The organism is Stenotrophomonas africana (assembly GCF_013004645.1).
Classification (GTDB): Bacteria; Pseudomonadota; Gammaproteobacteria; order Xanthomonadales; family Xanthomonadaceae; genus Stenotrophomonas; species Stenotrophomonas africana.
On sequence record NZ_JABEME010000016.1, the window covers coordinates 1 to 25,779 of the forward strand.

Here is a 25,779-nt window from a genome sequence, read left to right on the forward strand (position 1 = left end):
GTTGCGGGGGTGTCCGCGGCATGGATGCCGCGGCCAAGCCCCCAAGGACGGGTTTACGGCGTCCCCCGCAACCGGACCCACCCCGCCATCCCACGGATAGCCGGCTTTTGCTGTTGCTTCGGCTTCGGCTTCGGCATCGGCAGGTGCAGGGCGCAGCCCTGCCGAACACCCCTCTCATGCTGCGCCGCAGAATGCATTCGGCTGAACCTGCATGCTCTACTTGAATCGATCTAAATCCACGGTCTGGCGGGTCGGGCGTCGTTCCAGGGGGGCTTTCTGCCAGTCATGGTGGAGCTCAGCGGAACGACGCCCGGCGATCCGCGCCGTCTGCCTCCGCGTCATCGACTACAGGAACCCGACATGCGTCCAGTGCCGTCCGCTCCCGCCGTCCCATTGTCTTCGCGTCCGCTGGCGCGCCTGGCCTGCCTGCTCGCACTGTCGGCATCGCCGATGCTGCTGCAGGCCGCACCGGCAGCGTTGGAGCGCGAGGTCAATACCTTCATCGGCAGCAAGGACGATGGCAATACGTTCCCGGGCGCGTCGGCGCCGTTCGGCCTGATCCAGGTCAGCCCGATCGGCAGCCACTACTCGGGCTGGCGCTATGACGATGAGAAGATCCGCGGTTTCGGCCACTCCTTCATCTCCGGCGCAGGCTGCTGGGAGCAGGGCGGCCAGGTGTCTGTGCTGCCGGTGACCGGCTCGATCGGTCCGGGCGGTGATTTCGATACCGGCAACGCCAAGCAGTTCGACCACAAGGCGTATGCCTCGTCGTACACCCACGACGGCGAGATCGGCCAAGCGGGCTATTACAAGGTGCGGCTGACCAGCTACGGCGGCATCGATGCTGAGACCACCGCGCGTACGCGCGCCGCAGCCGAGCGCTACACCTTCAGCCAGCGCCAGGGCGATGGCCACGTGCTGGTGAATGTCGGCCAAGCCAACGAACGCCACTCGGTGATCGGCAGCGTGGTCGATGTGGTCGGCGACCGCGTGGTGGAAGGCAAGCTGGTCACCAAGAGCTTCTGTGGCGGGCACCAGTACACCACCTGGTTCCGCATCGAGTTCGACCGTCCGTTCAAGGCGCATGGCACCTGGGGCGAGGGCGGTGGCCTGCCGGGTGCGCGGCACAGCATGGAAGGCGAGCAGAAGCCGAACGGTGCCTGGCTCAGCTTCGACCTGGCCAAGGGCCAGTCGGTGACGGCGGTCAGCGCAATCTCGCACGTGGATGCCGAAGGCGCGCGCATCAACCTGCGCGCAGATGGCATGCAGGGAGGGGCGCTGCTCGGTTTCGACCGCATGCGTGCGTTGTCGCAGCAGTCGTGGCGTGAGCAGCTGGGCCGGGTGCGTGTGCAGGGCGGCAACGCCGACGACCGCGCCGTGTTCTACAGCGCGGTCTACCACGCGCTGCTACAGCCGATGACCGGCAACGACGCCGACGGCCGCTACCGTGGCTATGACGATGGCATCCACCGTGCCGACGGCTGGACCTACTACGAGTACTTCTCGCTGTGGGATACCTACCGCGCGCAGAACCAGTGGCTGGCACTGACCCGCCCGGATGTGGCGCGTGACATCGGCCGTACCCTGTTGGCGATCGACGAGCAGGGCGGCTGGCTGCCGCGCTGGGGCTATGCCAATTTCGAGACCAACATCATGACCGGCGATCCGGTTACGCCGTTCATGGTCGACCTGTGGCGCTTCGGTGCGCTCAAGGGCCGTGAATCGCAGGCCTGGGATGCGCTGCGCCGCAACGCGTTCGGCACGCCGCCGCTGAACTCGCGCATGGCTGGCCGCTCCGGCAACCCGACCTATCTGGACAAGGGCTACGTGGTCTACGACCGCGCGTTCCCGTCCAAGGGCATGGACGTCGATCCGCATCACGGCGGTTCGGCGACGCTGGAATACGCGCTGGCGGATTGCGCGCTCTCGCAGATGGCCGATGGCCTCGGCCACGCGCAGGACGCGGCGACGCTGCGTGAGCGCGGCCGCAACTGGCGCAAGGTGTGGGACCCGCAGGTGCGCGACGCCGAGACCGGCTTCACCGGTTTCCCGCGCCCGCGCACCGAAGATGGCCAGTGGTACACGCCGGCCGATGGCCACTACAGCCCGCGCTCGCATCACGGTTTCCATGAAGGCACGGCGTGGCAGTACCAGTGGCTGGCGCAGCAGGACGTGCCGGGCCTGGTCGAAGCGATGGACGGCCGCGAACAGGCCGGCCGCCGCCTCGATGCCTTCTTCGCGATGGACGCGCTGCAGGCCGACCCGCTCAACGCCGCCCGCAAGGAGTGGGTGGTCGGACCGTACAGCTACTACAACCAGTTCCGCTACAACCCGAACAACGAGCCGGACCTGCACTCGCCGTGGCTGTACACGCTGATCGGCCAGCCGTGGAAGACCGCGGCCGTGGTGCGCGCCGCGCAGCAGTTGTTCACCAATGCGCCCAACGGCGTGACCGGCAACGATGACCTCGGCACGATGTCGGCCTGGTACCTGTTCAGCGCCATCGGCGTGTACCCGGCGGTGCCGGGCAGCGGCCAGTTCCTGCTGCACACCCCGCGCTTCAGCAAGGTGGAAGTGGACATGGGCAATGGCCGCACGCTGCGCATCGATGCGCCGGGTGCCGATGGCCGCCGCCTGCAGTACGTGCAGGGCGTGCAGGTCGATGGCCAGGCGCATGCACCGGTGTGGCTGGACTGGAACCGGCTGCAGCAGGGCCCGCGGCTGCAGTTCGCGCTCGACGCGAAGGCGCCGGAGCAGGGCTGGGGTACGGCGGTGAAGGACCTGCCGGTGTCCTGGTGCGCGGCACCGGGCAGCCAGCTGCGCTGAGACGGACTGTGCCGTTCGCGGTGACCCAGCGAACGGCACGGCACGACAGGGCCCTGATCCATTAGGCTTGAGCATCCAGCGGAGTCCGGGAAGACGATGAACGACAACGGCAGCAGTCCCAGCAAGCGCGCCGGCAAGGCGGTGACGGTGACCGACATCGCGCGTGCCATCGGCGTGTCACGGGCAACCGTGTCGCTGGTGCTGCGCGGCAGCCCACTGGTCAACGTCGATACCCGCGCCAAGGTCGAGGCCGAACTGCGCCGCCAGCGTTATGTCTACAACCGCGCGGCGGCCAACCTGCGCCGGCGCACGTCATCAAGCATCGCGCTGGTGATCAACGATCTGTCCAACCCGTTCTTCGCCGAGTTCGCCTCCGGTGTGGACGAGGCGCTGGGTGGACGCGGTTACGTGACGCTGCTGGGCAGTACCGGTGAATCGCCGGAGCGCCAGCAGGCGGTGTTGTCCACGCTGATGGAGCACACCCCGGCCGGCCTGATCCTGTCACCGGCCGAGGGCAGTGATACCACGCTGCTGCGGCAGGCGTTGGGCGCCAATGCCAACGTGCTGCTGTTCAACCGCGAGCTTGAAGGGGCTGACTGGGATTTCCTCACCCTCGACAACCAGCACGGCGCCTATCTCGCCACGCGCCACCTGATCGAGCGCGGCCATCGCCAGATCGCTTTCTTCGGCGGCCACGCCGCATCGAGTTCGTGCCACCAGCGCCGTGCCGGTTTCCAGCAGGCGCTGGCCGAGGCCGGTCTGTCGCTGCCGCCGGGCTGGATGATCGAATCTGCACCGAACCGTCTGGAAGCCGCCGCGCGCACCGATGAGTTGTTTGCCGACGGCCATCGCCCGAGTGCGGCGGTCTGCTACAACGACACTGTCGCGCTGGGCCTGATGCTGGGCCTGAATTCGCGTGGCATCCGTCCGGGCGGCGATTTTGCCGTTACCGGTTTCGACGATATTTCCGAGGCTGCGGTGGCGGTGCCGCCGTTGACCACGCTCACCGCCGATCCGCGCGAGCGTGGCCGGCAAGCTGCGGCGCTGCTGCTGCAACGACTGGACGAACCGGACGCGCCGCCACGGCGCACGGTCGCGCCGGTGCAGTTGCGCATCCGCGAAAGCAGTGCCGCACGGCCGAACTGATTCCTTCCATACACCCCTTCCACGCAACAACGACCTTCCGCGCATCGAGGCGCGTACCGCATGCCGATCTCCGCAACGCCCCGTCCATCGGGTTCCTCCAGCAGCCAGGCACCGGTCATGAATGCCCGTGCTGCTCTGGCGGTCGCCACCACCATCTTCTTCATGTGGGGCTTCCTGACAAGCCTCAACGACGTGCTGATCCCGCATCTGAAGGCGGTGTTCGAGCTGAACTACACCCGCGCGATGCTGGTGCAGTTCACCTTCTTCGGCGCGTACTTCCTGATGTCGGTGCCGGCCAGTCGGCTGGTGGCCCGTCTGGGCTACAAGAAGGGCATCATCGCGGGCCTGCTGATCGCAGGCGTGGGCGCGCTGGGCTTCTGGCCGTCGGCCGCGCTGCGCACCTACGAAGCCTTCCTTGCATCGCTGTTCGTGCTGGCCAGCGGCATCACCGTGCTGCAGGTCGCTGCCAATCCTTACGTCGCGCTGCTTGGCCCGGAACAGACCGCATCGAGCCGTCTGACCCTGGCGCAGGCGCTCAATTCGCTGGGCACCACGCTGGCACCGCTGTTTGGTGGCTTCCTGATCCTCAGCACCGCAGTGAAGAGCGGCGATGAGATCGACGCGATGCCGGTGGCCGAGCAGATGGCCTACCGTGCCGCCGAGGCGCAGTCGGTGCAGGGCCCGTACGTGGGCCTGGCCATCGCGCTGGTGCTGCTGGCGGTGTTCGTCTACCTGTTCCGCCTGCCCAGCCTGACTGAGTCGACCGAGCAGGCCGACAGCGGCCACCATACGCTGCTGGATGCGCTCAAGCACCCGCACGTGCTGTTCGGCGTGCTGGCCATCTTCTTCTATGTCGGCGCCGAAGTGTCCATCGGCAGCCTGATGGTGAACTACCTGGCGCTGCCGGAGATCGGCGGCATGACCGAACAGCAGGCCACGAACTACGTGTCGGCCTACTGGGGCTGCGCGATGGTCGGCCGTTTCGCCGGCGCGTGGTTGCTGGCCAAATTCTCGCCGCGCCGCCTGCTGGCCGGTTTCGCCGCTGCCAACGTGGTGCTTCTGGCCGTCACGCTGGCGTCGGGCGGCAAAGTCGCGCTGTACGGCATCGTGGCGACCGGTCTGTTCAACTCCATCATGTTCCCGACCATCTTCTCGCTGGCCATCGAACGCCTGGGACCGCTGACCAACAAGGCCTCCAGCCTCCTGATCATGGCCATCGTCGGCGGCGCGATCATCCCGCTGCTGCAGGGCATGCTGGCCGACCGCATCGGCCTGCACCTGAGCTTCGTGCTGCCGGTGATCTGTTACGTCTACATCATTTTCTACGGTCTTGTGGGCTCGCGCCCGCCGGCTGTCCGCACGCAGGGAGGCTGAGTCCGGAATGGGTTCCATCGTTTGCTTCGGCGAAATTTTGATCGATCTACTAGCGCAGCCGCCGGCCTCGGCCGATACGCCGCGCGCGTTCCTGCAGTACGCCGGCGGGGCGCCGGCCAACGTTGCCGTGGCGGCAGCGCGGCTGGGCGCCAAGACCCAGTTCGTCGGCATGCTCGGCCGTGACATGTTCGGTGACTTCCTGGCCGACAGCCTGGTCGAGCACGGCGTGGGCACGGATTACATCGTGCGTACCGATGAGGCGAAGACCGCGCTGGCCTTCGTCGCCCTTGACGCCAGTGGCGAGCGCAGCTTCAGCTTCTACCGCCCGCCAGCGGCAGACCTGCTGTTCCGTGACAGCGATTTCCAGGCTGCCTGCCTCGACAGCGCGCAGTGCTTCCACGTCTGCTCCAACAGCCTGACCGAGCCGGCCATCGCCGAGGCGACCTTCGCCGGCATGGATCGTGCCCGTGCGGCCGGTGCGGTTGTCAGCCTGGACCTCAACCTGCGTCCCGCCCTGTGGCCGGCCAACGAGGACCCGACGCCGCGCCTGTGGCAGGCGCTGGAGCGCGCGGACCTGGTCAAACTGTCGCGCGAGGAGCTGGACTACCTGGCCGCGCCGCTGGGCGCTGATGGCGAGGCGACGGTGCTGCGGCGCCTGCTGGCCGCGCAGGCGCGCTGGGTCATCGTTACCGACGGTGCGGCTACGCTGCATTGGTACACCCGCGACAACCACGGCACGGTCACCAGTTTCCGCGTGGCCACGGTCGACACCACGGCTGCTGGCGATGCCTTCGTCGGTGGCGTGCTGGTCGGCCTGCTGGAGCGCGGTGGGGCGGGCGCTGGTTTCGCCGCGTTCTGCCAGGACCCGGAGGCGATCACCGCCACGCTGCGCTTCGGCGCCGCCGTGGGAGCGCTGGCTGTTACCCGCAAGGGCGCGTTCGCCGCGATGCCCTCGCTCGATGAAGTGCAGCAGCTGCTGCAGGCCCAGGACATTACCGCATGAGCACCTCGCCCGATTTCCGTTCGCCCGCGTTCCTGCGCGCGCATATCGCCGACACGATGGCGTTCTACCACCCGCGCTGCATCGATCCGAACGGTGGCTTCTTCCACTACTTCCGTGATGACGGCAGCATCTACGATGCCAGCCACCGCCACCTGGTGAGCAGCACCCGTTTCGTCTTCAACTACGCGATGGCCTACCGTGAGTTCGGCAATGCCGAATACCGCGAGGCCGTCGAGCACGGCGTGCGCTACCTGCGCGAGGTGCACCGCAACCCGGCCACCGGCGGCTATGCCTGGACCCTGCGCGATGGCAAGGTCGAGGACGACATGAACCACTGCTACGGCGTGGCGTTCGTGCTGCTGGCCTACAGTTGCGCGCTGAAGGCCGGTATCGAACAGGCGCGTGTGTGGATGGACGAGACCTGGCAGCTGCTGGAAGCGCGCTTCTGGGAGCCACAGTACGGCCTGTACAAGGACGAGGCCGATGGCCAGTGGAACTTCACCGGCTACCGCGGTCAGAACGCCAACATGCACATGTGCGAGGCGATGCTGGCGGCGTTCGAGGCCAGTGGCGAGCAGCGCTATGTCGAGCGCGCGTTGCAGCTGGCTGACAACATGACCCGCCGCCAGGCCGCCAAGGCCGGTGGCCTGGTCTGGGAGCATTATGATTCCAACTGGGAAATCGACTGGGACTACAACCTGGACGACCCCAAGCACCTGTTCCGCCCGTGGGGCTTCCAGCCGGGCCATCAGACCGAATGGGCCAAGCTGCTGCTGATCCTCGATCGCCACGTGCAGGCGGACTGGCTGGTGCCGACCGCGCAGCACCTGTTCGATGTGGCCGTGGCGCGCAGCTGGGACGACGCCCGGGGCGGCCTGTACTACGGTTTCGCGCCGGAATCGAGCCGGCAGCCGGGCATGGATGGCGCCCCGATCGGCGGCGACAGCTTCGTCTGCGACGACGACAAGTACTTCTGGGTGCAGGCGGAGACGCTGGCGACCGCCGCACTGATGGCCAAGCGCACCGGCGATGACCGCTACTGGCAGTGGTACGAACGCATCTGGGCGTATTCGTGGGAACACTTCGTCGATCACCAGTACGGCGCCTGGTTCCGCATCCTCGATGCCGACAACCGCAAATACAGCGACGAGAAGAGCCCGGCCGGCAAGGTGGATTACCACACCATGGGCGCGTGCTACGAAGTGTTGAACGTGGTGCGCTGAAGATCGTTCGAATGCAGTAGTGCCAGGCCATGCCTGGCAATCCGAAATCGGTAGCGCCGGGCGACACCCGGCGGAAAAACAGGAGCTCCGCGTGCATCGTCTTTCCCTCGTTGTCCGTCTGCTCCTGCTGCTGATTGCAGCCTCATCCTTCCCGGTGGCTTCAGCGCCTCTGCAGGCACAGTGGGAATTCCGCATGCTGCCCGGCGACGCGCAGGGTGCAGCCCATCCGGGCCTGCAGCAGTGGCGTGCGGCGAAGGTGCCGGGCAGCGTGCACACCGACCTGCTGGCCCACGGGCTGATCCGCGATCCGTACGTCGGTGCGCCCGAGGCCGAGCTGCAGTGGATCGGCCTGGCAGCCTGGGAATACCGCGCCCGCTTCGACGTGGATGCGGCGACGCTGGCCAAGCCCAATGCCGAGCTGCGCTTTGACGGGCTGGATACCTATGCCGAGGTCAGCCTCAACGGCAAGCCGCTGCTGCGTGCAGACAACGCGCACCGCACGTGGCGTGCGCGCGTGGACCGGCGCCTGCGGGCGAATGGCAATGAACTGCAGATCGTGTTCCGATCGCCCATCCGCACCCTGCTGCCGGGCGTGCAGGTGATGCCGCGCAGGATCGCCGGCAACTATCCTTCGCCCTATGGGGATGAGCCCAAAGACGCGATGGTCGGCAACTTCGCGCGCAAACCGGCCTACCACTTCGGTTGGGACTGGGGCCCGCGCTATGTCACCGCCGGCGTCTGGCGCGGGGTCGACCTGCAGGCCTGGGATGCGCACCGCCTGACCGATCTTGCCGTGCGCACCGATGCATTGAGCGCGGAACAGGCGAAGCTGGCGGTGTTGCTGCAGGTGGAGCAGGGCAACGCTGCCGGCTCGGCCGTGGTGAACGTGGACGTGCGCGATCCGCAAGGCCGCAGCGTGGCCCAGGTGCAGCGCACGGTGCTGTTGAAGCCCGGCCAGAACGCTGTCGAAGTACCAGTCGAACTGGTCAAGCCGCAGCGCTGGTGGCCGGTCGGCCACGGTGCACAGGACCGCTACACCGTGCAGGCCCGCCTGGATGATGGCGCCGATGCAACGCGGGTGCGCGAGCAGCGCATCGGCCTGCGCACGGTTGAGCTGCGCCGTGAGGAAGACGGCAAGGGTGGACAGGGCTTCGCCTTCGTCATCAACGGTGTGGAGATCTTCGCCAAGGGCGCCAACGTCATTCCGTTCGATGCCTTCCCCGCGCGCGCCGATGCCGCACGCCTGCGCCAGGTACTGACGGCCGCGCGCGACGCCAACATGAACATGCTGCGCAACTGGGGCGGCGGCTACTACGAGGATGATGCGTTCTTCGACATCGCCGACGAGCTGGGCCTGCTGGTCTGGCAGGACTTCATGTTCGGCGGCGGCATGCAGCCGGGTTACGATCCGGCCTTCCGTGCCAGCGTGGTGGCCGAGGCGCGCGACAACGTGCGCCGGCTGCGCCATCACCCCAGCATCGTGCTGTGGTGTGGTAACAACGAGGAAGAAACCGCCTGGAAGGACTGGGGCCACGGTCGCGACCTGAAGGCGGCCGACCCGGCGTTTGCAGCGAAGGTGTGGCAGGGCTATGTCGACCTGTTCGGCAACGACCTGCGCCAGGTGGTGGATGAGGAGGGGCTGGGCGTGCCGTACTGGTCCAGCTCGCCCAGCAATGATCTGGATGAGAAGGCCAACGATTCCACCCGCGGCGACAAGCATTACTGGCAGGTCTGGGGCAATCCGGCGCTGCCGGTGCAGGCCTACCTGCGCGAGACCCCGCGCTTCATGTCAGAGTACGGGCTGCAGGCGTGGCCATCCGTGGCGACGGTGGACCAGATCGCCACCCGTGCCGAGCAGCGTATCGACAGCCCGGTGATCCGTGCGCACCAGAAGTTCATGGCCGGCGAGGGCAACAGCCGCCTGCTGCACTACATCGAGCTGGGTTACGGCACGCCGAAGGACTTCGAGGACTTCGTCTACCTCAGCCAGGTGATGCAGGCCGATGGCATCGCGTTGGCCGCGCTGCATCATCGGGCCTCGCGGCCGTACACGATGGGCTCGCTGTACTGGCAGCTCAACGACGTCTGGCCGGGTGCTTCATGGTCCAGCGTGGACTACTTTGGTCGCTGGAAGGCGTTGCACTTCGCGGCCCGGCGCTTCTTTGCGCCGGTAACGGTGGCCGTGCTGCGTGACGAGGGCAGCACACGGGTGCGGTTGCTCAACGACGGTGCCGCGCTGGATGCACGCTGGCGGTTGCAGGTGCTGGACGTGGACGGCAAGGTGCTGCGCCGTCGCGAGCAAGCGGTGACGTTGAAAGGGGAGGGCGTCACCTCCATCGGTGATTTCGGCGATGCCGAGCTGCTGGCCGGTGCCGATCCGAAGCGCACCGTGGCGGTATTCGAGTTGCTGCAGGATGGCAAGGTCAGTGCGCGCCAGGTGGTCGGTTTCGTCGAGGCCAAGGACCAGGTGCTGCCGCGGCAGAAGCTCAAGGCCACCTTGTCCATCGAAGGCGACCACTATCGACTGCGGCTGGAAAGCGCGGCCTACGTGCGCGCGACGTGGATCGATTTCGGAGCGCTGGATGTGCAGGTCGAAGACAACCTGCTGGACCTGTTGCCAGGCGAAATCCGCGATATCGCGGTGCGTGGCCCGGTGGACCTGACGACCCTGCGCGAAGCAATGAAGCTGAAGACCCTCAACGATCGTTGAGGGCGGCGCATCCTGCTTTGGTAGGTGCCAACCTTGGTTGGCATCCACCAGAAGCGGAGCCGGGTAGGCGCGGACCGTTGGTCCGCACACCTTCTTACAACTGGATCTGCTGGAAATTCTCGACCCGCTCATGGCCGTTGGCGGCCTGGCCGATGCGCGGCATCGGGTAATCATCCAGGCGATCGATCAGGCGGGTCTGCAGGCCGGCTTCGCGGGCGGCGTCCAATTCCTCCACCACATCGGACAGGAACAGGATCTCGCCGGCCGGCACACCGATTGCCTGCACGATGCGGCGGTAGCTGTCGGCCTCTCGCTTGCCGCCGATCTCGGTATCGAACCAGCCCGACACCAGTGGGCTGAGGTCACCGGCATCGCTGAAACCGAAGAACAGCTTCTGCGCCGGCACCGAGCCGGAGGAGTACACGTACAGCGGCAGGCCGGCAGCGTGCCAGCCCTTCAGCACCGGCGCCACTTCCGGGTAGAAGTGCGCGGTGTAATCGCCGCGACGGTAGCCTTCGTCCCAGATCAGGCCCTGCAGTGCCTTCAGTGCGGTGTGCTTGCGGTCCTGGTCGATCCAGCCCTGCAGCGTCTCGGCGACCAGGCTGTCCTGGCAGGCGCCGCCGATCTCGGCAGCCACCGCATCCAGCCAGCGGCGGACCTCCGGCTGCTGGCCATGTTCGGAGACGAACGCCGGCAAGGCCTTGCGGGCATAGGGGAACAGCACGTTCTTGACGAATGAGATGCTGCTGGTGGTGCCTTCGATGTCGGTCAGGATGACGCGGGGCTGCATGGATCAGGACGCCTGGGTAGGTACGTAACGGGGGAATTTCTGCGCGATGTCGGTACCGGTGAAGTGACCGACCCAGCCATCCGGCTCGGTGAAGAAACGGATCGCCACGAAGCTGGGCTCATCGCCCATGTCGAACCAGTGGGTAGTGCCATCGGGCACCGCGATCAGATCATCCTTCACGCACTCGATCTCATAGACCTTGTCGCCCACGTGCAGGGTGAACAGGCCGGAGCCTGCGACGAAGAAGCGCACCTCGTCTTCCTTGTGGAAGTGCTCGTCGAGGAACTTCTTGCGCAGTTCGGCGCGGTTGGGGTTGTCCGGCGCGATCGAGGCGACGTCCACGCTCTTGAAGCCGCGCTCGGCGACCAGACGGTCGATGTCCGCACGGTAGGCAGCGAACACTTCATCCTGGCTGGCACCCGGCGCAACCGGTGCGGTGGCCTGCCAGCGCTCGAAGGTGACGCCGATATTCTGCAGTTCGGCAGCGATGACCGCGCCGTCCTGGGTGTCCAGCAGCGGCGATTCGGGGCGGGTGTCGTCGTAGATGCGCAGTCGGCTCATGGCGGCAGCTTGAACGTCTCGGGGGGAAGACAGGGTAGCAGGGTGGGGGCGAGGCACAGATTCCGGATCGGCATCTGCGCATGCGCGCGGGTTCAGCCGCGCAGCTTGCGCAGTTCCAGCTCGCAGTGGAACAGGAACTCGAACGCTTCCAGGTGGCGGCGTGCATCGGCCATGTCACGGCCCCAGGCGTACAGGCCGTGGCCGTCGATCAGGTAGCCCCAGAGCGGCTGGCGATCGAGCAGGTCATCGACCTGCGCCGAGAGCACGTTCATGTCCTGGGTGTTGGCGAACACCGGCACGTCGATGGCCATCTCATGGGTGCTGTTGCCGGCAAAGGCCTTCAGCAGTTCATAGCCTTCCAGGCGGATGTGGCCCTGCGGCGCATACAGGCGCGAGGCGATGGTCTGCACCGGCGAATGGGTGTGCAGCACGCAACCCACTTCGGGGAAGCGGCGGTACAGCTGGGTGTGCAGCAGGGTTTCGGCGGACGGGCGCAGCGGGCGGCCGACGGCCTGGCCGTCGAAGTCCACCACCATGATGTCGTCCTCGATCAGGCGGCCCTTGTCCTTGCCCGAGACGGTGATCGCCGCGTGGCGGTCGTCCAGGCGGTGGGAGAAGTTGCTGCTTGTGGCCGGGGTCCAGCCGGCGTGGGCCAGTTCGCGGACGTTGTCGATCAGCAGCTGGGCCAGTTCGCCCAGGCGGGCGGTGTCGTAGGGGAAGGTGGTGGTGTCCATGGACGGCATTTTACGTGATCCGGCCCGATGCTGGGCCCGCGCGGCGACCGCCTGCCTGCTGCGTGGGCAACGCGAAGCGGTGTGCTGGCAGGCGGCGCGCAAGGGTTGGATCGAGGCAAGCACAGCGCTGGCTGAATGGGAAGGGCAGCGCTCCCGCTGGAAGCGATTCCGGTCGTGGACAGCCCTCTTGCCGCGAAACATCATCGGATTGCCGCAGAAGTTCCGGCGAGCGCCAAGGAAAGGAGTACTTCGATGATCGCGCGCGCGATGGGGATGATGGGGGCGATTGGCATCATGCTTGCCAGCAGTGGCTGCACGATGGAATGGGTGAAGATGGATGCGGGTGCGCGGTCATTCGGCCCCGCCCATTCGAGTTGCAGGGCGCAGGCCGACGATCACTGGCCGGTCAGGAATGAAGTGGCCACGCGCACCGTCTACGAAGACCGCAAGGTGCCCTGCAGGCTTGATGAAGTCTGCGCCATTGACGGCAAGTACAACATGGTACCCATGCCGAAAGAGGAGAGTTACATCGTGGACGTCAACGCGTCCGACCGCAGCAGCGAGTTCAATGCCTGCATGGCCGGTGCCGGCTGGCAGCAGCAGCTCATCTGGTTCAATCGCCGCTAGGCGGAGCCGGCGCGGCGGACGACAGCGACTCGACCGGTTGCTGCTCAACGGACTCGAGGCAACAGTGGCCAGCGGAGAATGACCTGGCTCTGCGAGCCGTTCAGGCGTTGAGGCTGGAGACGAGCAGGGGGCAGGACAAGAACACGTACGACGTGGACGGAAAGTACGAGCGCGTGCAGCGACCGGAAATCGAGAAGGATGATGGAGATGGCTACGTGTATGCGACTGGCCGTGGCTGCGGGGCTTGCGCTGTTGAGCGGCGGTTGTGCGACCGAATGGGCCCGCTTCAGTGATCATGCTGATCCGCTGGAAGAGTCGCGGTGGCGCTGCAGGGCAGAGGCCAACGAGAAGTGGCCGGAGAAGATTGAGGTTGTCGAGCGCACCGAGGAGATCGAGGTGCTGACCGTCTGCAAGGAAGGCGAGACATGCGACTTGGATGGCAAATACAAGAAGATGCTGATGCCAAAGATCGAGCGCCACACCGTGGACGTCAACGCCAAGGAGAATCACGAGCACTTCATGGGCTGCATGGGCGGCGCCGGCTGGATACAGAAGACCATCTGGTTTGGCCGCAGATGATCATCGTCGGGCGCCCTGGTCGCTGGAAATGACCATCATCCACGCATGGCGTGGATCCACCGGATGCGCCGGGAGAGTGTCGGAGGTGGGGAGGGGTGAGGTTGCGGGGGCGTGAGCCGCATGGATGCGGCGACCGAGCTTACAGGGATGTACTTGCAGCGCCCCCCGCAATCTCGCCCCTTCCCGCCAAACCCTCAGACCCGCTGTTGCCGTTGCCGTTGCTCCGGCTTCAAAGGCGGGTGCAGGGCCGCAGGCCCTGCAATCCCTTTATTTCGCGCGCAGGCGGCTGTGCCGGAACCCGTAGCAGAAATAGATCACGAAGCCGACGAACGTCCATACACCCATCAGCATCCAGTTGTGCATCGTCATCGCCGACAACAGCGCCAGGCAGCTCAGCACGCCCAGGCTGCAGATCAGCCACGCCATCGGCATCCGGAACGGCCGCGGCAGGTCGGGCTGGGTGCGGCGCAGGATCAGCACGCCGGCGCACACCGCCGCGAATGCGATCAGCGTGCCCATCGAGGTCAGCTCGCCGAGGATGTCCAGCGGGAACAGCGCCGCCAGCAAGGCGATGCCGATGCCGGTGATCACGGTGTTGATGTGCGGGGTGCGGTGCTTCGGATGAATCTTGGTGAACACCGGCGGCAGCAGGCCGTCGCGACCCATGATCATGAAGATGCGCGGCTGGCCGATGATCATCACCAGCACCACCGAGGACAGGCCGACCAGCGCGCCGACCTCGACCACCCAGCGCAGCCAGCCCAGCTGCGGATGCGCGGCCACGGCAGTCACCACCGGCTCGTCGGTGCCCAGCAGCTGGAACGGTACCAGGCCGGTCATCACCGCTGCCATCGCGATGTACAGCACGGTGCAGATCACCAGCGACAGCATCATGCCGAACGGCATGTCGCGCTGCGGGTTCTTCGACTCCTGTGCCGCCACCGACACCGCCTCGAAACCGATGTAGGCGAAGAACACCATCGCCGCGCCGCGCAGTACGCCTTCCATGCCGTACTTGCCGGGACCTTCGTTGGCCGGGATGAAGGGCGTCCAGTTGCTGGTGTCCACGTACTTCCAGCCGACCACGATGACCAGCACGATCAGGCCGGTCTTGAGCACGACCATCGCCATGTTCATCGCCGAGGACTTGCTGATGCCGACGTAGCACAGCCAGGTCAGCAGCAGCACCAGGGCGGCGGCCGGCAGGTTGGCGATCGCGCCGGTCGGGCGCAGCTGTGCGTCGAGCGGGGCACTGACCAGCGCGGCCGGTAGATGGATGTCGAACTGGCTGAGCAGGCTGAGGAAGTAGCCGGTCCAGCTGACCGCCACCGCCGAGGCGGAGACGCCATATTCGAGCACCAGCATCCAGCCGATGAACCAGGCCGAGAGCTCGCCGAAGGTGGCGTAGGTGTAGGTGTAGGCGCTGCCGGAGACCGGCACCATCGAGGCAAATTCGGCGTAGGCCAGCGCGCAGAAGGCGCAGCAGATGGCGGCCAGCACGAAGGACAGCATGATCGCCGGGCCGGCGTGGTTGGCGGCGGCCTGGCCGGTGATGACGAAGATGCCGCCGCCGATCACCGCGCCGATACCCAGGGCGGTCAGGCCCCAGGGGCCGAGGTGGCGGCGCAGGCTGAGGCCGTTGGCGTCTTCATGGGCGGCATGCGGGTGCTTGGTGGCCCACAGTTGCTTGAACATGTGTGGTGGTCTTGTCGAAGCGCGCCACGGGCGGCGCGCGGGGAAAACGGACGGGCCGGCGCGAGGCCGGCCCGTAGGCGGATCAGGGCGACTTGGCCAGCTTGCTGTTGCGGATGCCGTAGCCCAGGTAGATCAACAGGCCGAGCAGCGTCCAGCCCACGAACAGGTGCCAGTGGACCACGAACGCCTGCCAGAACAGGAACAGGCAGGTGGCCGCGCCCAGCGGGCAGATGATCCACACTGCTGGTACGCGGAACGGGCGATGGATCTCCGGCTTGGAGTAGCGCAGCACCAGCACGCCGATGCAGACCGTGGCGAACGCCAGCAGGGTGCCCATCGAGACCAGTTCGCCCAGCACGTTCAGCGGCACCAGGCCGGCCAGCGCGGCGGCAATCACGCCGACCACGATGGTGGCGACGTACGGGGTGCGGAATCGGGCGTGGACCTTGCCGAAGAACTTCGGCAGCAGGCCGTCGCGGGAGATGGTGTAGGCGATGCGGGTCTGGCCCATCATCATCACCAGCACCACCGAGGACAGGCCGGCGATGGCGCCGATCTCGACCAGGGTCTTCAGCCAGGACAGGGTCGGGTAGGGCTCCAGCGCGGTGGCCACCGGCTTGTCGGTGCCCAGCAGGTGGTACGGCATCATGCCGGTCAACACCGCACAGACGATGATGTAGACGATGGTGCACACCGCCAGCGAACCGAGCAGGCCAATCGGCATGTTGCGCTGCGGATCCTTGGTTTCGCCGGCGGCGGTGGAGACCGCATCGAAGCCGATGTAGGCGAAGAACACGATGGTGGCCGCGCGGAACACGCCGCTCCAGCCGAATTCACCCGGCACGCCGGTGTTTTCCGGGATGAACGGCTGCCAGTTGGCCGGGTCGATGTGCGCCGCGCCGATGCCGATGAACAGGCAGATCACGGTGACCTTGATCGCCACGATGATCGCGTTGACGAAGGCCGACTGGGTCACGCCCACGTACAGCAGGCCGGACACCGCCGCCACGATCAGCACCGCCGGCAGGTTGAACAGCTTGCCGGAGGCGATGAACTCGCTGCCGGTCCAGGCAATGGGAGCTGCGCTGAGTGCATCCGGGAACGGCATGTGCAGCGTGGTGGTGATGAAGCTGATCAGGTAGGCAGACCAGCCCACCGCGACCGAGGCCGAGGCGAACAGGTATTCCAGCACCAGGCACCAGCCGATGAACCAGGCCATGCCTTCGCCGAGAGTGGCGTAGGAGTAGGAGTAGGCACTGCCGGAGACCGGCATCATCGCTGCGAACTCGGCGTAGCACAGGCCCGCCAGGGCGCAGGCGAAACCAGCGATGACGAACGACAGCATCACTGCCGGGCCCGCGTGGTTGGCTGCGGCCTGGCCGGTCAGCACGAAGATACCAGCGCCGATCACCGCACCCACGCCAAGCAGGATGAGGTGTTTAGCCGTGAGGGTCCGTTTCAACGTGGCTTCGCCGTCCAGGCTGCCTTCGATGGGTTCGCCGGCATCGACGTGCCCGGCCGGCTGGACCGGCTTGACCCTCAACAGAGCTTTCAGCATGCAGTACTTCCTAGTGATCGGATTGGGTGGGCCGCCGATACGTTGCCGGCAACCCTGGAATGGTGAAGGCCGCGCGAACGGCCCGCTGTACCTTAGCCAAAGCTGAAGCCAACGCACAAGCGCAATCGCAACAATGAACGGCGATAATGAGCAGTATTTTTCCAAACGCCGCCCATTCATGAGCCACGCCGCCGAAACCCTTGCCGTGCTTGACGATCGCCTGCGCGGCCTGCTGCGGGACTACGCCCGCCGCGAGCCCGCCCACGACGCACTGGCTGCCGAATTCGGCACATTGCTTGACGATCCGGAGGATCCGTTCCGTCGTGAACGGCTGGCTGGCCACTTCACCGCCAGCTGCTGGCTGGTCAGTGCCGACGGCCAGCGCCTGCTGCTGACCCACCACCGCAAGCTGCAGCGCTGGCTGCAGCTGGGCGGCCACGCCGACGGCGACCGCGACCTGGCCCGGGTGGCGCTGAAGGAAGCCGAGGAAGAGTCTGGCCTGACCGGCCTGGTGCTGGAAGACCCGGCCATCTTCGATCTGGACAAGCATTGGATTCCGGAGCGCAAGGACGTGCCGGGGCACTGGCACTACGACGTGCGTTTCGTGATCCGGGCGCTGGGGGGCGAGGCCTTCGTGCTCAGCGAGGAGTCACTTGACCTGGCCTGGCGGCCGGTGACCGAGGTCGCCGCCGATCCGGAATCGGACGAATCGATGCAGCGCATGGCGCGCCGGTGGTTGGCGCGCTAGCAACCTGTAGAGCCGAGCCGATGCTCGGCTCTACAAGTGCATGGCGGGATCGGCGGGATCCGCGTCAATACAGAATGCGCGTGCGCAGCGTGCCCGCAATCGCGGCCAGCTCGTCGCGCACGGCGGCGGCCTGTTCCTCGCTGGCGGTGATGTCGATCACCACGTAGCCCACCTTCGGGTCGGTGCGCAGGAACTGGCCGTCGATGTTGACGTTGTGGCGCGAGAAGATCTCGTTGACCTTGGACAGCACGCCCGGCACGTTCTGGTGGATGTGCAGCAGGCGCAGGCTGTCTGCGTGTTCGGGCAGGGTCACTTCCGGGAAGTTGACTGCCGACAGGGTGCTGCCGTTGTCGCTGTAGCGCACCAGCTTGGCCGCCACTTCGATGCCGATGTTGTCCTGCGCTTCCAGGGTGCTGCCGCCCACGTGCGGGGTCAGGATCACGTTGTCGTGGCGCGTCAGTGGCGACTCGAAGATATCGCCGTTGCCCTTCGGCTCGACCGGGAACACGTCCAGCGCGGCGCCACCGACGTGGCCGCTGGCCAGGGCCGCGTCCAGTGCATCGATGTCGACCACGGTGCCGCGCGCGGCGTTGATCAGGTGCGCGCCCTTGCGCATCTTCGCCAGCTCGGTGCTGCCGATCATCCACTGCGTGGACGGGGTCTCCGGCACGTGCAGGGTGACGATGTCGGCCCGCGCCAGCAGGTCGTCCAGGCTGGCCGCTGCACGGGCATTGCCCAGCGCCAGCTTGGTTTCCACGTCGTGGAAGATCACCTGCATGCCCAGCGATTCGGCCAGCACGCCGACCTGGGTGCCGATGTGGCCGTAACCGATGATGCCCAGGGTCTTGCCGCGCACTTCATGGCTGCCGCTGGCCGACTTCGACCAGCCGCCGCGATGGCATTCGGCATTTTTCTGCGGAATGCCACGGGTCAGCATGATCGCTTCGGCGATGACCAGCTCGGCCACGCTGCGGGTGTTGGAATAGGGCGCGTTGAACACCGGGATGCCGGCCAGCTCGGCCGCGTCCAGATCGACCTGGTTGGTGCCGATGCAGAAGCAGCCCACCGCGATCAGGCGCTTGGCCTCGGCCAGCACCTCGGCGCTGAGCTGGGTGCGCGAACGGATGCCGACGATGTGCGCCTCGGCGATGCGCGCCTTCAGTTCGTCCTCGGGCAGTGCCTTGGTGTGCGCTTCGATCTGGCTGTAGCCGGCGGCGCTGAACACCTCCACGGCGGTCTGGCTGACCCCCTCCAGCAACAGCACGCGGATATCCTGCTTCGGGAACGAGGTCTTCTTCGGCGACATGGGGCGACACGGCCAGTGGGGACAGGGGCTGACCACTATGCCAGATCGCAGCGGCCATGGTGCAGTGCGCAATTGGTTGCATCCGTAGCTATCTGTACGGCTGCGGGGGCTGGACGCTGACGCGTGCCGCTGGCACGCTTGCCCGTTCTTCACGCACCGCGCTGGACCGTCATGACCGATTCCCGCATTGCCTCGCTGCAGCAGGCCTGTCCCGGCCTGAAGCTGAAGACCGACCCGGCCGACCTGGAGCATTACGGGCGCGACTGGACCCGGCGCTGGACGCCGGCGCCGCTGGCGATCGCACTGCCGGCCACGGTCGAGGAGGTGCAGGCGGTGATGCGCTGGAGTGCCGGCGAGGGCGTGGCCGTAGTGCCATCCGGCGGCCGTACCGGCCTTTCCGGTGGCGCGGTGGCTGCCAACGGCGAGCTGGTGCTCAGCCTGGAACGGATGAACAAGGCACTGGCCTACGATGCGGTCGATCGCACGTTGGTGGTGCAGGCCGGCATGCCGCTGGAAGCCGTGCACAACGCTGCGCTGGACCACGGCCTGATCTACCCGGTGGATTTCGCCGCGCGCGGGTCGTGCACGATCGGCGGCAACATCGCCACCAATGCCGGTGGCATCCGTGTGATCCGCTACGGCAATACCCGCGAATGGATCGCCGGGCTGAAGGTGGTCACCGCCAGCGGCGAGCTGCTGGAGCTCAACAAGGGCCTGATCAAGAATTCCAGCGGCTATGACTTCCGCCAGCTGCTGATCGGCTCGGAGGGCACGCTGGGCGTGATCGTCGAAGCCACGGTGAAGCTGACCGATCCGCCGCCGGCCAGCAACGTGATGCTGCTGGCACTGCCCAGTTTCGAAGTGCTGATGCAGGTGTTTGCTGCGTTCCGCGCGCGCCTGCAGCTGCAGGCCTTCGAGTTCTTCACCGACCGCGCGCTGGAACATGTGCTGGCGCACGGTGCGCAGGCGCCGTTCGACGAGGTGCATCCGTATTATGTGGTCACCGAGTTCGCCGCCAACGACGAAGCGCAGGAAGCGGCGGCGATGGCCGCCTTTGAAGACTGCATGGGCAACGGCTGGGTCAGCGATGGCGTGATCAGTGCCAGCGATGCCCAGGCGGCCCAGTTGTGGCGCCTGCGCGAAGGCATCACCGAATCGCTGGCGCGCTACAAGCCCTACAAGAATGACGTCTCGGTGCGGATCTCGGCGATGCCGGCGTTCCTGGCCGAGACCCAGGCACTGATCGGGCAGGCCTATCCGCACTTCGACGTGGTCTGGTTCGGCCATATCGGCGACGGCAACCTGCACATCAACGTGCTAAAGCCCGATGACACCAGCGACGCCGATTTCGTGTCGCAGTGCGAGCAGGTGACCAAGCTGCTGGCGCAGGTGCTGGCGCGCTTCGACGGCAGCATCTCGGCCGAGCACGGCATCGGCCTGGTCAAGAAGGGCTACCTGGACAGCACCCGTGGCCCGGCCGAGATTGCCCTGATGAAGGCGGTCAAACGCGCGTTCGATCCCCAAGCGCGGCTGAATCCCGGCAAGCTCTTCGACGTTTGAGCCGGGCAAAACCTTCACGCACCCGTTACGCTCCACGGATCCTCACAACCGGCTTCGAACCGATGACCCGTCCGCTTCTGCTGCTCGCCCTGCTGTCCCTGCCGCTGGCCGGCTTCGCTTCCAGCTTCGCCGGCACGTCGGCCGGTTCGGCCACGGGTGCTTCCTCCGGTTCCTCGGGCAGCAGCTCGGGTGATGACAAGGTGGTGCTGGCTGCACGCGACGATGCCGCTGCGTTCGTTGCCAGCGACGGCCAGATCCGTGGCGCCCGCCTGCAGGCCGCGCTGGTCCACCTGCGTGAGCAAAGCGCTGCCGCACAGCAGCAGAGCGATCTGGAACTGGCTCGCGCGCTGCTCGCACGTTGATCCGGGCTGCATGACCTCGGCGTCATCGCTTTCTGCAGAGCCGAGCCATGCTCGGCTGGATGCCCGGCGCATGCGGATCCCAACAGCAGCCGAGCATGGCTCGGCTCCACAGAGGCGCAGCGGGCGGTGCGGGTGGATCGCCGCATTGGCGTGGCTGCTCATCCCTTCCGCCCATGCGGCTGATCGCCTGCAGCTCGATCCCTCCGGTCTCGATCCGGCGCAGCAGCAGCTCGCCAGCCAGACCCTGGCCGACGTGCAGTCACTGCTTCCTGAGCGCCTGCGGCGCGCGTTGCCGGCACAGGTTCAGGTGCACTGGAGTGATGACCTGCCGGCTGATGTGCATGGCCGCGCCTTCGCCGGTCGCATCACGTTGCGCCGCGATCTTCTGGATGATGACGTGCCCGGTGCACGCCGGGCACGCCGCAGTGCGCTGGTGCACGAACTGACCCATGTTGCCGACCGTACGGGGGCGAATTGGTCGCGCAGTGCGCGCTGGCGCGACCTGGCCGGATGGCAGCGCAAGCCCTGGCATCTCGGTCGCGGCGGCAATGACTTCCATGACCGCAGCCCGGATGCCTATGAGCTGAAGGACCCGGCCGAGTACCTGGCGGTGAACGCCGAGCATTTCGTGCTCGATGCCGAGTTTGCCTGCCGGCGCCCGGCACTGGCGCAGTGGTACCAGGCCCATTTCGGAGCACCGCCGTCGCTGCCACAGCCGCAATGCACTACGACGCTGCCCTTGCTCCAGGCCGAATCGGAAGAAGGCGCAGCATCGCTGCTGCAACTCGACCCGGCGCGCGTCTACGCCGTGGACTACCTGTTCGCCGAAGGCAGTGCGCAGCCGATGAGTCGCTGGGGGCACAGCATGCTGCGGCTGGTGATCTGCCGGCCGGGCCGCGCACCAGGGCCGGACTGTCGCCTGGACCTTGAGTATCACCGCGTGCTGTCGTTCCGCGCGTTCGTCGGCGACGTACAGATTTCCAACTGGCGCGGCCTGACCGGCGGCTACCCGTCGCGCCTGTTCGTGCTTCCGCTGCAGCAGGTGGTGGACGAATACACCAAGGTAGAACTGCGCGGGTTGCAGTCACTGCCGTTGCGGCTGCAACGCGACGAGATCGCCAGTCTGCTCGAGCGCACTGCACAAGTGCACTGGAGCTATGACGGGCGCTATTACTTCGTCAGCAACAACTGCGCGGTGGAAACCGCAAAGCTGCTGCAGGCGGGGGTGCCGCGCCTGGGTCAGGCTGGATTGGCACAGCTGAGTCCGCGTGGGTTGAAGCGGCGCCTGTCGCGGCTGCAGGTACTGGATGAGCAGGTGCTGGCTGATCGCGATTCAGCACAGACGCAGGGTTACTACTTCGCTTCGGCACGCGACCACTACCAGCAGTTGTTCGGCGTGGCCGCAGCCCAGCTGGCATTGCCCACACGCGATGTGCGCGGCTGGTTGAAGCTGCCTGCACAGCAACGGGCGCCGTGGCTGCTGAAGGGCGACCTGCGCGCCAGCGCCGGCCTGTTGCTGCTGGAACAGGCCGCGCAGCGGCGCGCCGATCTGCGTGCGCGCGATGTGCTCAAGCGTCAGCTGCTGGGCGCACCGGACAGCGCTGAAACGCGCAGCCTGCGGGAGTTGCTGGAGCAGAGCGGGCAGTGGCTGCGCCCGGGGACGCTGCTGCAGGAGGGGGGCTATGGGCTGCCGCTGGCCGACGAGCGGTCGCTGTTGTCTGAAACCGTGGCCACGGCCAGTGCGCGGGCGGTCCCGGCGTGGCAGGCGCTGCGCGTACAGCTGCGGCAGCAGCTGCCGGTGAAGCAGCGCAACGAAATGGATGCGATCGATGCCAATCTGGCCGCACTGGGTGCACACCTGCGCACGCAGGCAGCCAGTCCGGCTACTGGCGCGGCAGTTCGATGACGAAGCGGCTGCCGCCGGTGCTGCCGGGGATGCAGTAGACGCGACCGCCGTGCGCATCGGCGATGGCCTTGACCACCGCCAGGCCGAGCCCGCTGCCACCGCCCTGGCGCGAGCGCGAACCATCGGCGCGCATGAACGGGGTGAAGATATCCGCGTGCAGTTCCGGGTCGATGCCCGGACCTTCGTCCTCGATCGACACCTGTACGTGGCCGGGTGTGTCGTGCACGGCGATCCGCACCTTGCCGGGGCTGGCATAGCGCCGCGCGTTCTCCAGCAGCGCCAGCAGGGCCTGGCGCAGGCGGGTCGGGTCGCAGTGCGCGTTGTGTTCCTCGCGGCTGGTCTCCAGTTCCAGCACGAAGCCGGCGGCGCGGAACTGCGGGTCGACCAGCGTCATCACCGAATGCACCTCGGCAACTACATCGGTGCGTGCCCGGCGTACATCCAACCGCGCGTTGTCGGACAGGCTCAGCACGCGCAGATCCTCGATCAGGCGCGACAGGCCCTCGACCTGCGCCAGCAGGCTGCGGAACTGGGATTCGTCCGGCTGGAACACGCCCTCGGCCAGCCCCTGCAGGCGCCCGCGCAGGATGGTCACTGGAGTACGCAGTTCATGGGCGATGGCCGCATGCCACATCGCGCGCTCGCTCTCCATGTGCTGCAGGCGCCGCGCCATCGCATTGAAATCCTCGACCAGGGTTGCCACTTCGCCCGGTGAGTTTTCCTCGACGCTGGCGCGCGCACCGAGGTCGCCGCCGGCGAGTGCGCGCACGCTGTCCACCAGTGAATTCAAGGGCGACAGGATGCGATGGGCAAGGCGGAACGAGGCGGCGATGGCCAAGGCCAGGCCGGTCAGGATCACCCCGACCATCCACGCCAGCTCCGGCCCGGTCGGCAGCCAGCTTTCCGGCTCTTCGGCACTGCCGGGGAAGAACTCGACCAACACCGCGTACAGCAGCCACGACGACAGGATCATCATCACGATGACGCCGATCACCATCAGCGACATCGAGACGATGATGTGGCGGCTGAGCCCGGAGCGGCGCAGGCGGGCCATCAGCGGTCGGCCATCAGCCGGTAGCCGACGCCGCGCACGCTGGCCGGAACATTGACCATGCCTACTTCGTCCAGCTTGCGGCGCAGCTTGCTGACGTGGCTGTCGACGGTGCGTTCCAGCGCTTCGCTTTCCGGCAGGCATTCGTGCATCAGTTCGCTGCGGCTGAAGATGCGCGTCGGCGCCAGCGCCATGCAGTGCAGCAGCTTGAACTCGGTGAGCGTGAGCAGCACTTCGTGGCTGTAGCCTTCGCCCTCCACATGCACGGCATGGGTAGCCGAGTCGATCAGCAGCGGGCCCGCCCGCAGCGCGGTCGGTGCGTCCACGCGTGATGCGCGCAACGTACGCCGCAGCACGGCGCGCACGCGTGCTGCCACCTCCGCTGGATTGAACGGCTTGACCACGTAGTCATCGGCGCCCATGCGCAGCGCGGTCAGTTTGTCCAGGTCCTGGTCCAGTGCGGTCAGCATGATCACCGGTGTTTCACCGCGCTGGCGCAGCTGGGTCAGCACGCTCCAGCCATCCAGGCGGGGCAGCTGCACATCCAGCAGGACCAGGTCGGGGCGGGCGCTGCGGTGCAGGTCCAGAGCGCTGTGGCCGTCGGCGGCGCGCAGCGTACGCAGTCCTTCGCGTTCCAGATAGGCGGTGAGAATATCGGCGATCTCGGCCTCATCCTCGACGATCAGGACGAGGGCGGCGAGGGCAGGGGCGGCATGCATGCAGGGGCGGGGCCTTAAGGTGCTTGCCTCCATCGTATCTCCACAGTTCCTCCATCGAAACCCCATCATCGCCACGCACACTCCACGCTTCAGAACCTATCAGCCGCTTGCGCGGCATTGTGCACAGCAATGAGAACCTTCAGGACTCCGGCCGCGCTGATCGCGGCCCTCGCCTTGGCCATGACGGCCTGCTCCGCCCCCGAGGCCACCCCCGAAGCCACGCCACGCGTCAGCGTGATCACCGTCGGCCCGCAGGTGGTGCAGCGCGATGACGAACTGCCCGGCCGCGTGGCCGCCGTGCGCACCGCACAGATCCGTGCCCAGGTGGGCGGCATCGTGCAGCGCCGCCTGTTTGACCAGGGTGCGGAAGTGAGTGCCGGTCAGGCCCTGTTCCAGATCGATCCGGCGGCCTTCCGTGCCGATGTTGATTCGGCATTGGCCGCGCTGCAGCGCAGTGAGGCAGCCTTGGGTCGCAGCCGCGTGCAGTCGCAGCGCCTGCATGCACTGGCCGCCGCACAGGCCGTCAGCCAGCAGCATCGCGACGATGCCAGCGCCGAGTACGAACAGGCCCGTGCGGCAGTGAACGAGGCGCGCGCGATCCTGGCCCGCCGACAGCTCGACCTGCGCTATGCCACGGTCAGTGCACCGATTGCCGGCCGCATCGACCAGGCGCTGGTGACCGAAGGCGCACTGGTCGGCGTGGCCGATGCCGAGCCGATGGCGGTGGTGCAGCAGATCGACCAGGTCTACGTCGATGTGCGGCAGCCGGCCGCGCAGCTGGAGTCGCTGCAGCGCAGGGCTGCCGGCGGCGGCGAGCTGCCGGTGACGATCATCGGTGCGGGCGGCAAGCCGTTGTCCGAGCGAGGCCAGATGCTGTTCTCCGGCATCAACGTCGATGCGCGTACCGGTGATGTGATCCTGCGCATCCTGGTCGACAACCCGCAGCGCCAGCTGCTGCCCGGCATGTACGTGCGCGCGAAGGTGCCGCGTGGCGCGCCGGCCAGTGCACTGACCGTGCCGCAGCAGGCCGTGCTGCGCAGCGCCGGCGGCCAGGCCTATGCCTGGGTGATCGGTGGCGATGGCAAGGCGGTGATCCGCACGCTGGAGGTCGATGGCAGCGTTGATCGCCAGTGGCTGGTGCGTACGGGCCTGAAGGCGGGCGAGAAGGTGGTGGTCGAGGGCCAGGAACGCCTGCAGGAAGGCGTGGTGGTCGATGCGCGCGACTGGCAGATGCCGGTCGCCAGCGCCGGTGCAGTGCAGGCCGGCAGCAAGGGCTGAGCCTTTCCCGGGCCGGTCCCTCC

Annotated in this window: 21 protein-coding genes; 13 read left to right on the plus strand and 8 right to left on the minus strand. The window is 66.9% G+C overall.

The window, feature by feature from the left end; all coding sequences use genetic code 11:
- Positions 1-360: 360 nt before the first annotated feature.
- The 6 genes from HLA98_RS19095 (at position 361) to HLA98_RS19120 (ending at position 10,282) form a co-directional block, all read left to right on the plus strand.
- Positions 361-2,826, plus strand: coding sequence for a GH92 family glycosyl hydrolase (locus tag HLA98_RS19095; RefSeq protein WP_057499696.1), 2,466 nt, complete (start codon positions 361-363; stop codon positions 2,824-2,826).
- A 96-nt stretch (positions 2,827-2,922) separates the two neighbouring features.
- Entirely contained in the window at positions 2,923-3,972 is a 1,050-nt protein-coding gene (locus HLA98_RS19100; protein WP_057499695.1) for a LacI family DNA-binding transcriptional regulator, read from the plus strand.
- Between the two features lie 117 nt (positions 3,973-4,089).
- Positions 4,090-5,346, plus strand: coding sequence for an L-fucose:H+ symporter permease (gene fucP, locus HLA98_RS19105; protein WP_425480869.1), 1,257 nt, complete (start codon positions 4,090-4,092; stop codon positions 5,344-5,346).
- Between the two features lie 7 nt (positions 5,347-5,353).
- Positions 5,354-6,349: a carbohydrate kinase family protein gene (locus tag HLA98_RS19110; RefSeq protein ID WP_049447166.1), complete on the plus strand. Its 996-nt coding sequence runs from the start codon at positions 5,354-5,356 to the stop codon at positions 6,347-6,349.
- The gene (locus HLA98_RS19115; protein ID WP_057499693.1) at positions 6,346-7,572 is read left to right on the plus strand and encodes an AGE family epimerase/isomerase; all 1,227 of its coding nucleotides are present in this window, start codon (positions 6,346-6,348) and stop codon (positions 7,570-7,572) included. Before HLA98_RS19110 ends, HLA98_RS19115 begins: the two co-directional genes overlap by 4 nt.
- Positions 7,573-7,663: 91 nt before the next feature.
- Positions 7,664-10,282 (plus strand): beta-mannosidase, encoded by a 2,619-nt coding sequence (locus tag HLA98_RS19120; protein WP_057499692.1) that lies wholly within the window; start codon positions 7,664-7,666, stop codon positions 10,280-10,282.
- A 94-nt stretch (positions 10,283-10,376) separates the two neighbouring features.
- On the opposite strand, the gene mtnC is transcribed toward HLA98_RS19120, so the two are convergent.
- The 3 genes from mtnC to HLA98_RS19135 form a co-directional block, all read right to left on the minus strand.
- Positions 10,377-11,072: an acireductone synthase gene (mtnC, locus tag HLA98_RS19125; RefSeq protein ID WP_057499691.1), complete on the minus strand. Its 696-nt coding sequence runs from the start codon at positions 11,070-11,072 to the stop codon at positions 10,377-10,379.
- Between the two features lie 3 nt (positions 11,073-11,075).
- Positions 11,076-11,633: a 1,2-dihydroxy-3-keto-5-methylthiopentene dioxygenase gene (locus tag HLA98_RS19130; protein WP_057499690.1), complete on the minus strand. Its 558-nt coding sequence runs from the start codon at positions 11,631-11,633 to the stop codon at positions 11,076-11,078.
- 92 nt (positions 11,634-11,725) lie between these two features.
- Positions 11,726-12,367, minus strand: coding sequence for a methylthioribulose 1-phosphate dehydratase (locus HLA98_RS19135; RefSeq protein ID WP_057499697.1), 642 nt, complete (start codon positions 12,365-12,367; stop codon positions 11,726-11,728).
- A gap of 252 nt (positions 12,368-12,619) precedes the next feature.
- Here HLA98_RS19135 and HLA98_RS19140 point away from each other — a divergent pair, with 252 nt between their 5' ends.
- On the plus strand, positions 12,620-12,994 hold the full coding sequence (locus HLA98_RS19140) for a hypothetical protein (RefSeq protein ID WP_032957971.1): 375 nt from the start codon (positions 12,620-12,622) through the stop codon (positions 12,992-12,994).
- Positions 12,995-13,213: 219 nt separating this feature from the next.
- Complete coding sequence (locus tag HLA98_RS19145; RefSeq protein ID WP_057499689.1) at positions 13,214-13,573, plus strand: hypothetical protein; 360 nt, start codon at positions 13,214-13,216, stop codon at positions 13,571-13,573.
- 267 nt (positions 13,574-13,840) lie between these two features.
- Here HLA98_RS19145 and HLA98_RS19150 read toward each other — a convergent pair whose 3' ends face one another.
- Both HLA98_RS19150 and HLA98_RS19155 read right to left on the minus strand, forming a co-directional pair.
- A complete protein-coding gene (locus tag HLA98_RS19150; RefSeq protein ID WP_057501505.1) occupies positions 13,841-15,268 on the minus strand; it encodes an amino acid permease in 1,428 nt (475 codons plus the stop codon).
- 82 nt (positions 15,269-15,350) lie between these two features.
- A complete protein-coding gene (locus HLA98_RS19155) occupies positions 15,351-16,826 on the minus strand; it encodes an amino acid permease (RefSeq protein ID WP_049447152.1) in 1,476 nt (491 codons plus the stop codon).
- A 133-nt stretch (positions 16,827-16,959) separates the two neighbouring features.
- Between HLA98_RS19155 and HLA98_RS19160 the strand changes: the two genes are divergently transcribed.
- Entirely contained in the window at positions 16,960-17,574 is a 615-nt protein-coding gene (locus HLA98_RS19160) for an NUDIX hydrolase (protein WP_080392927.1), read from the plus strand.
- A gap of 64 nt (positions 17,575-17,638) precedes the next feature.
- On the opposite strand, the gene serA is transcribed toward HLA98_RS19160, so the two are convergent.
- A complete protein-coding gene (serA, locus tag HLA98_RS19165) occupies positions 17,639-18,880 on the minus strand; it encodes a phosphoglycerate dehydrogenase (RefSeq protein WP_057501503.1) in 1,242 nt (413 codons plus the stop codon).
- Between the two features lie 171 nt (positions 18,881-19,051).
- On the opposite strand from serA, the gene HLA98_RS19170 reads away from it, so the two are divergent.
- From HLA98_RS19170 to HLA98_RS19180, 3 genes are all read left to right on the plus strand, one after another.
- A complete protein-coding gene (locus HLA98_RS19170; protein ID WP_057501502.1) occupies positions 19,052-20,440 on the plus strand; it encodes a D-2-hydroxyglutarate dehydrogenase in 1,389 nt (462 codons plus the stop codon).
- Between the two features lie 62 nt (positions 20,441-20,502).
- Positions 20,503-20,802, plus strand: coding sequence for a DUF2388 domain-containing protein (locus tag HLA98_RS19175; RefSeq protein WP_049447145.1), 300 nt, complete (start codon positions 20,503-20,505; stop codon positions 20,800-20,802).
- Between the two features lie 70 nt (positions 20,803-20,872).
- A complete protein-coding gene (locus HLA98_RS19180; RefSeq protein WP_425480868.1) occupies positions 20,873-22,708 on the plus strand; it encodes a DUF7844 domain-containing protein in 1,836 nt (611 codons plus the stop codon).
- On the opposite strand, the gene HLA98_RS19185 is transcribed toward HLA98_RS19180, so the two are convergent.
- Positions 22,686-23,762: an ATP-binding protein gene (locus HLA98_RS19185; protein ID WP_049447141.1), complete on the minus strand. Its 1,077-nt coding sequence runs from the start codon at positions 23,760-23,762 to the stop codon at positions 22,686-22,688. The genes HLA98_RS19180 and HLA98_RS19185 overlap by 23 nt on opposite strands.
- On the minus strand, positions 23,762-24,478 hold the full coding sequence (locus tag HLA98_RS19190) for a response regulator (RefSeq protein WP_020424480.1): 717 nt from the start codon (positions 24,476-24,478) through the stop codon (positions 23,762-23,764). Before HLA98_RS19190 ends, HLA98_RS19185 begins: the two co-directional genes overlap by 1 nt.
- Before the next feature lie 129 nt (positions 24,479-24,607).
- Between HLA98_RS19190 and HLA98_RS19195 the strand changes: the two genes are divergently transcribed.
- Positions 24,608-25,756, plus strand: a complete 1,149-nt coding sequence (locus HLA98_RS19195) for an efflux RND transporter periplasmic adaptor subunit (protein WP_057501500.1) — start codon at positions 24,608-24,610, stop codon at positions 25,754-25,756.
- Positions 25,757-25,779 lie beyond the last annotated feature (23 nt).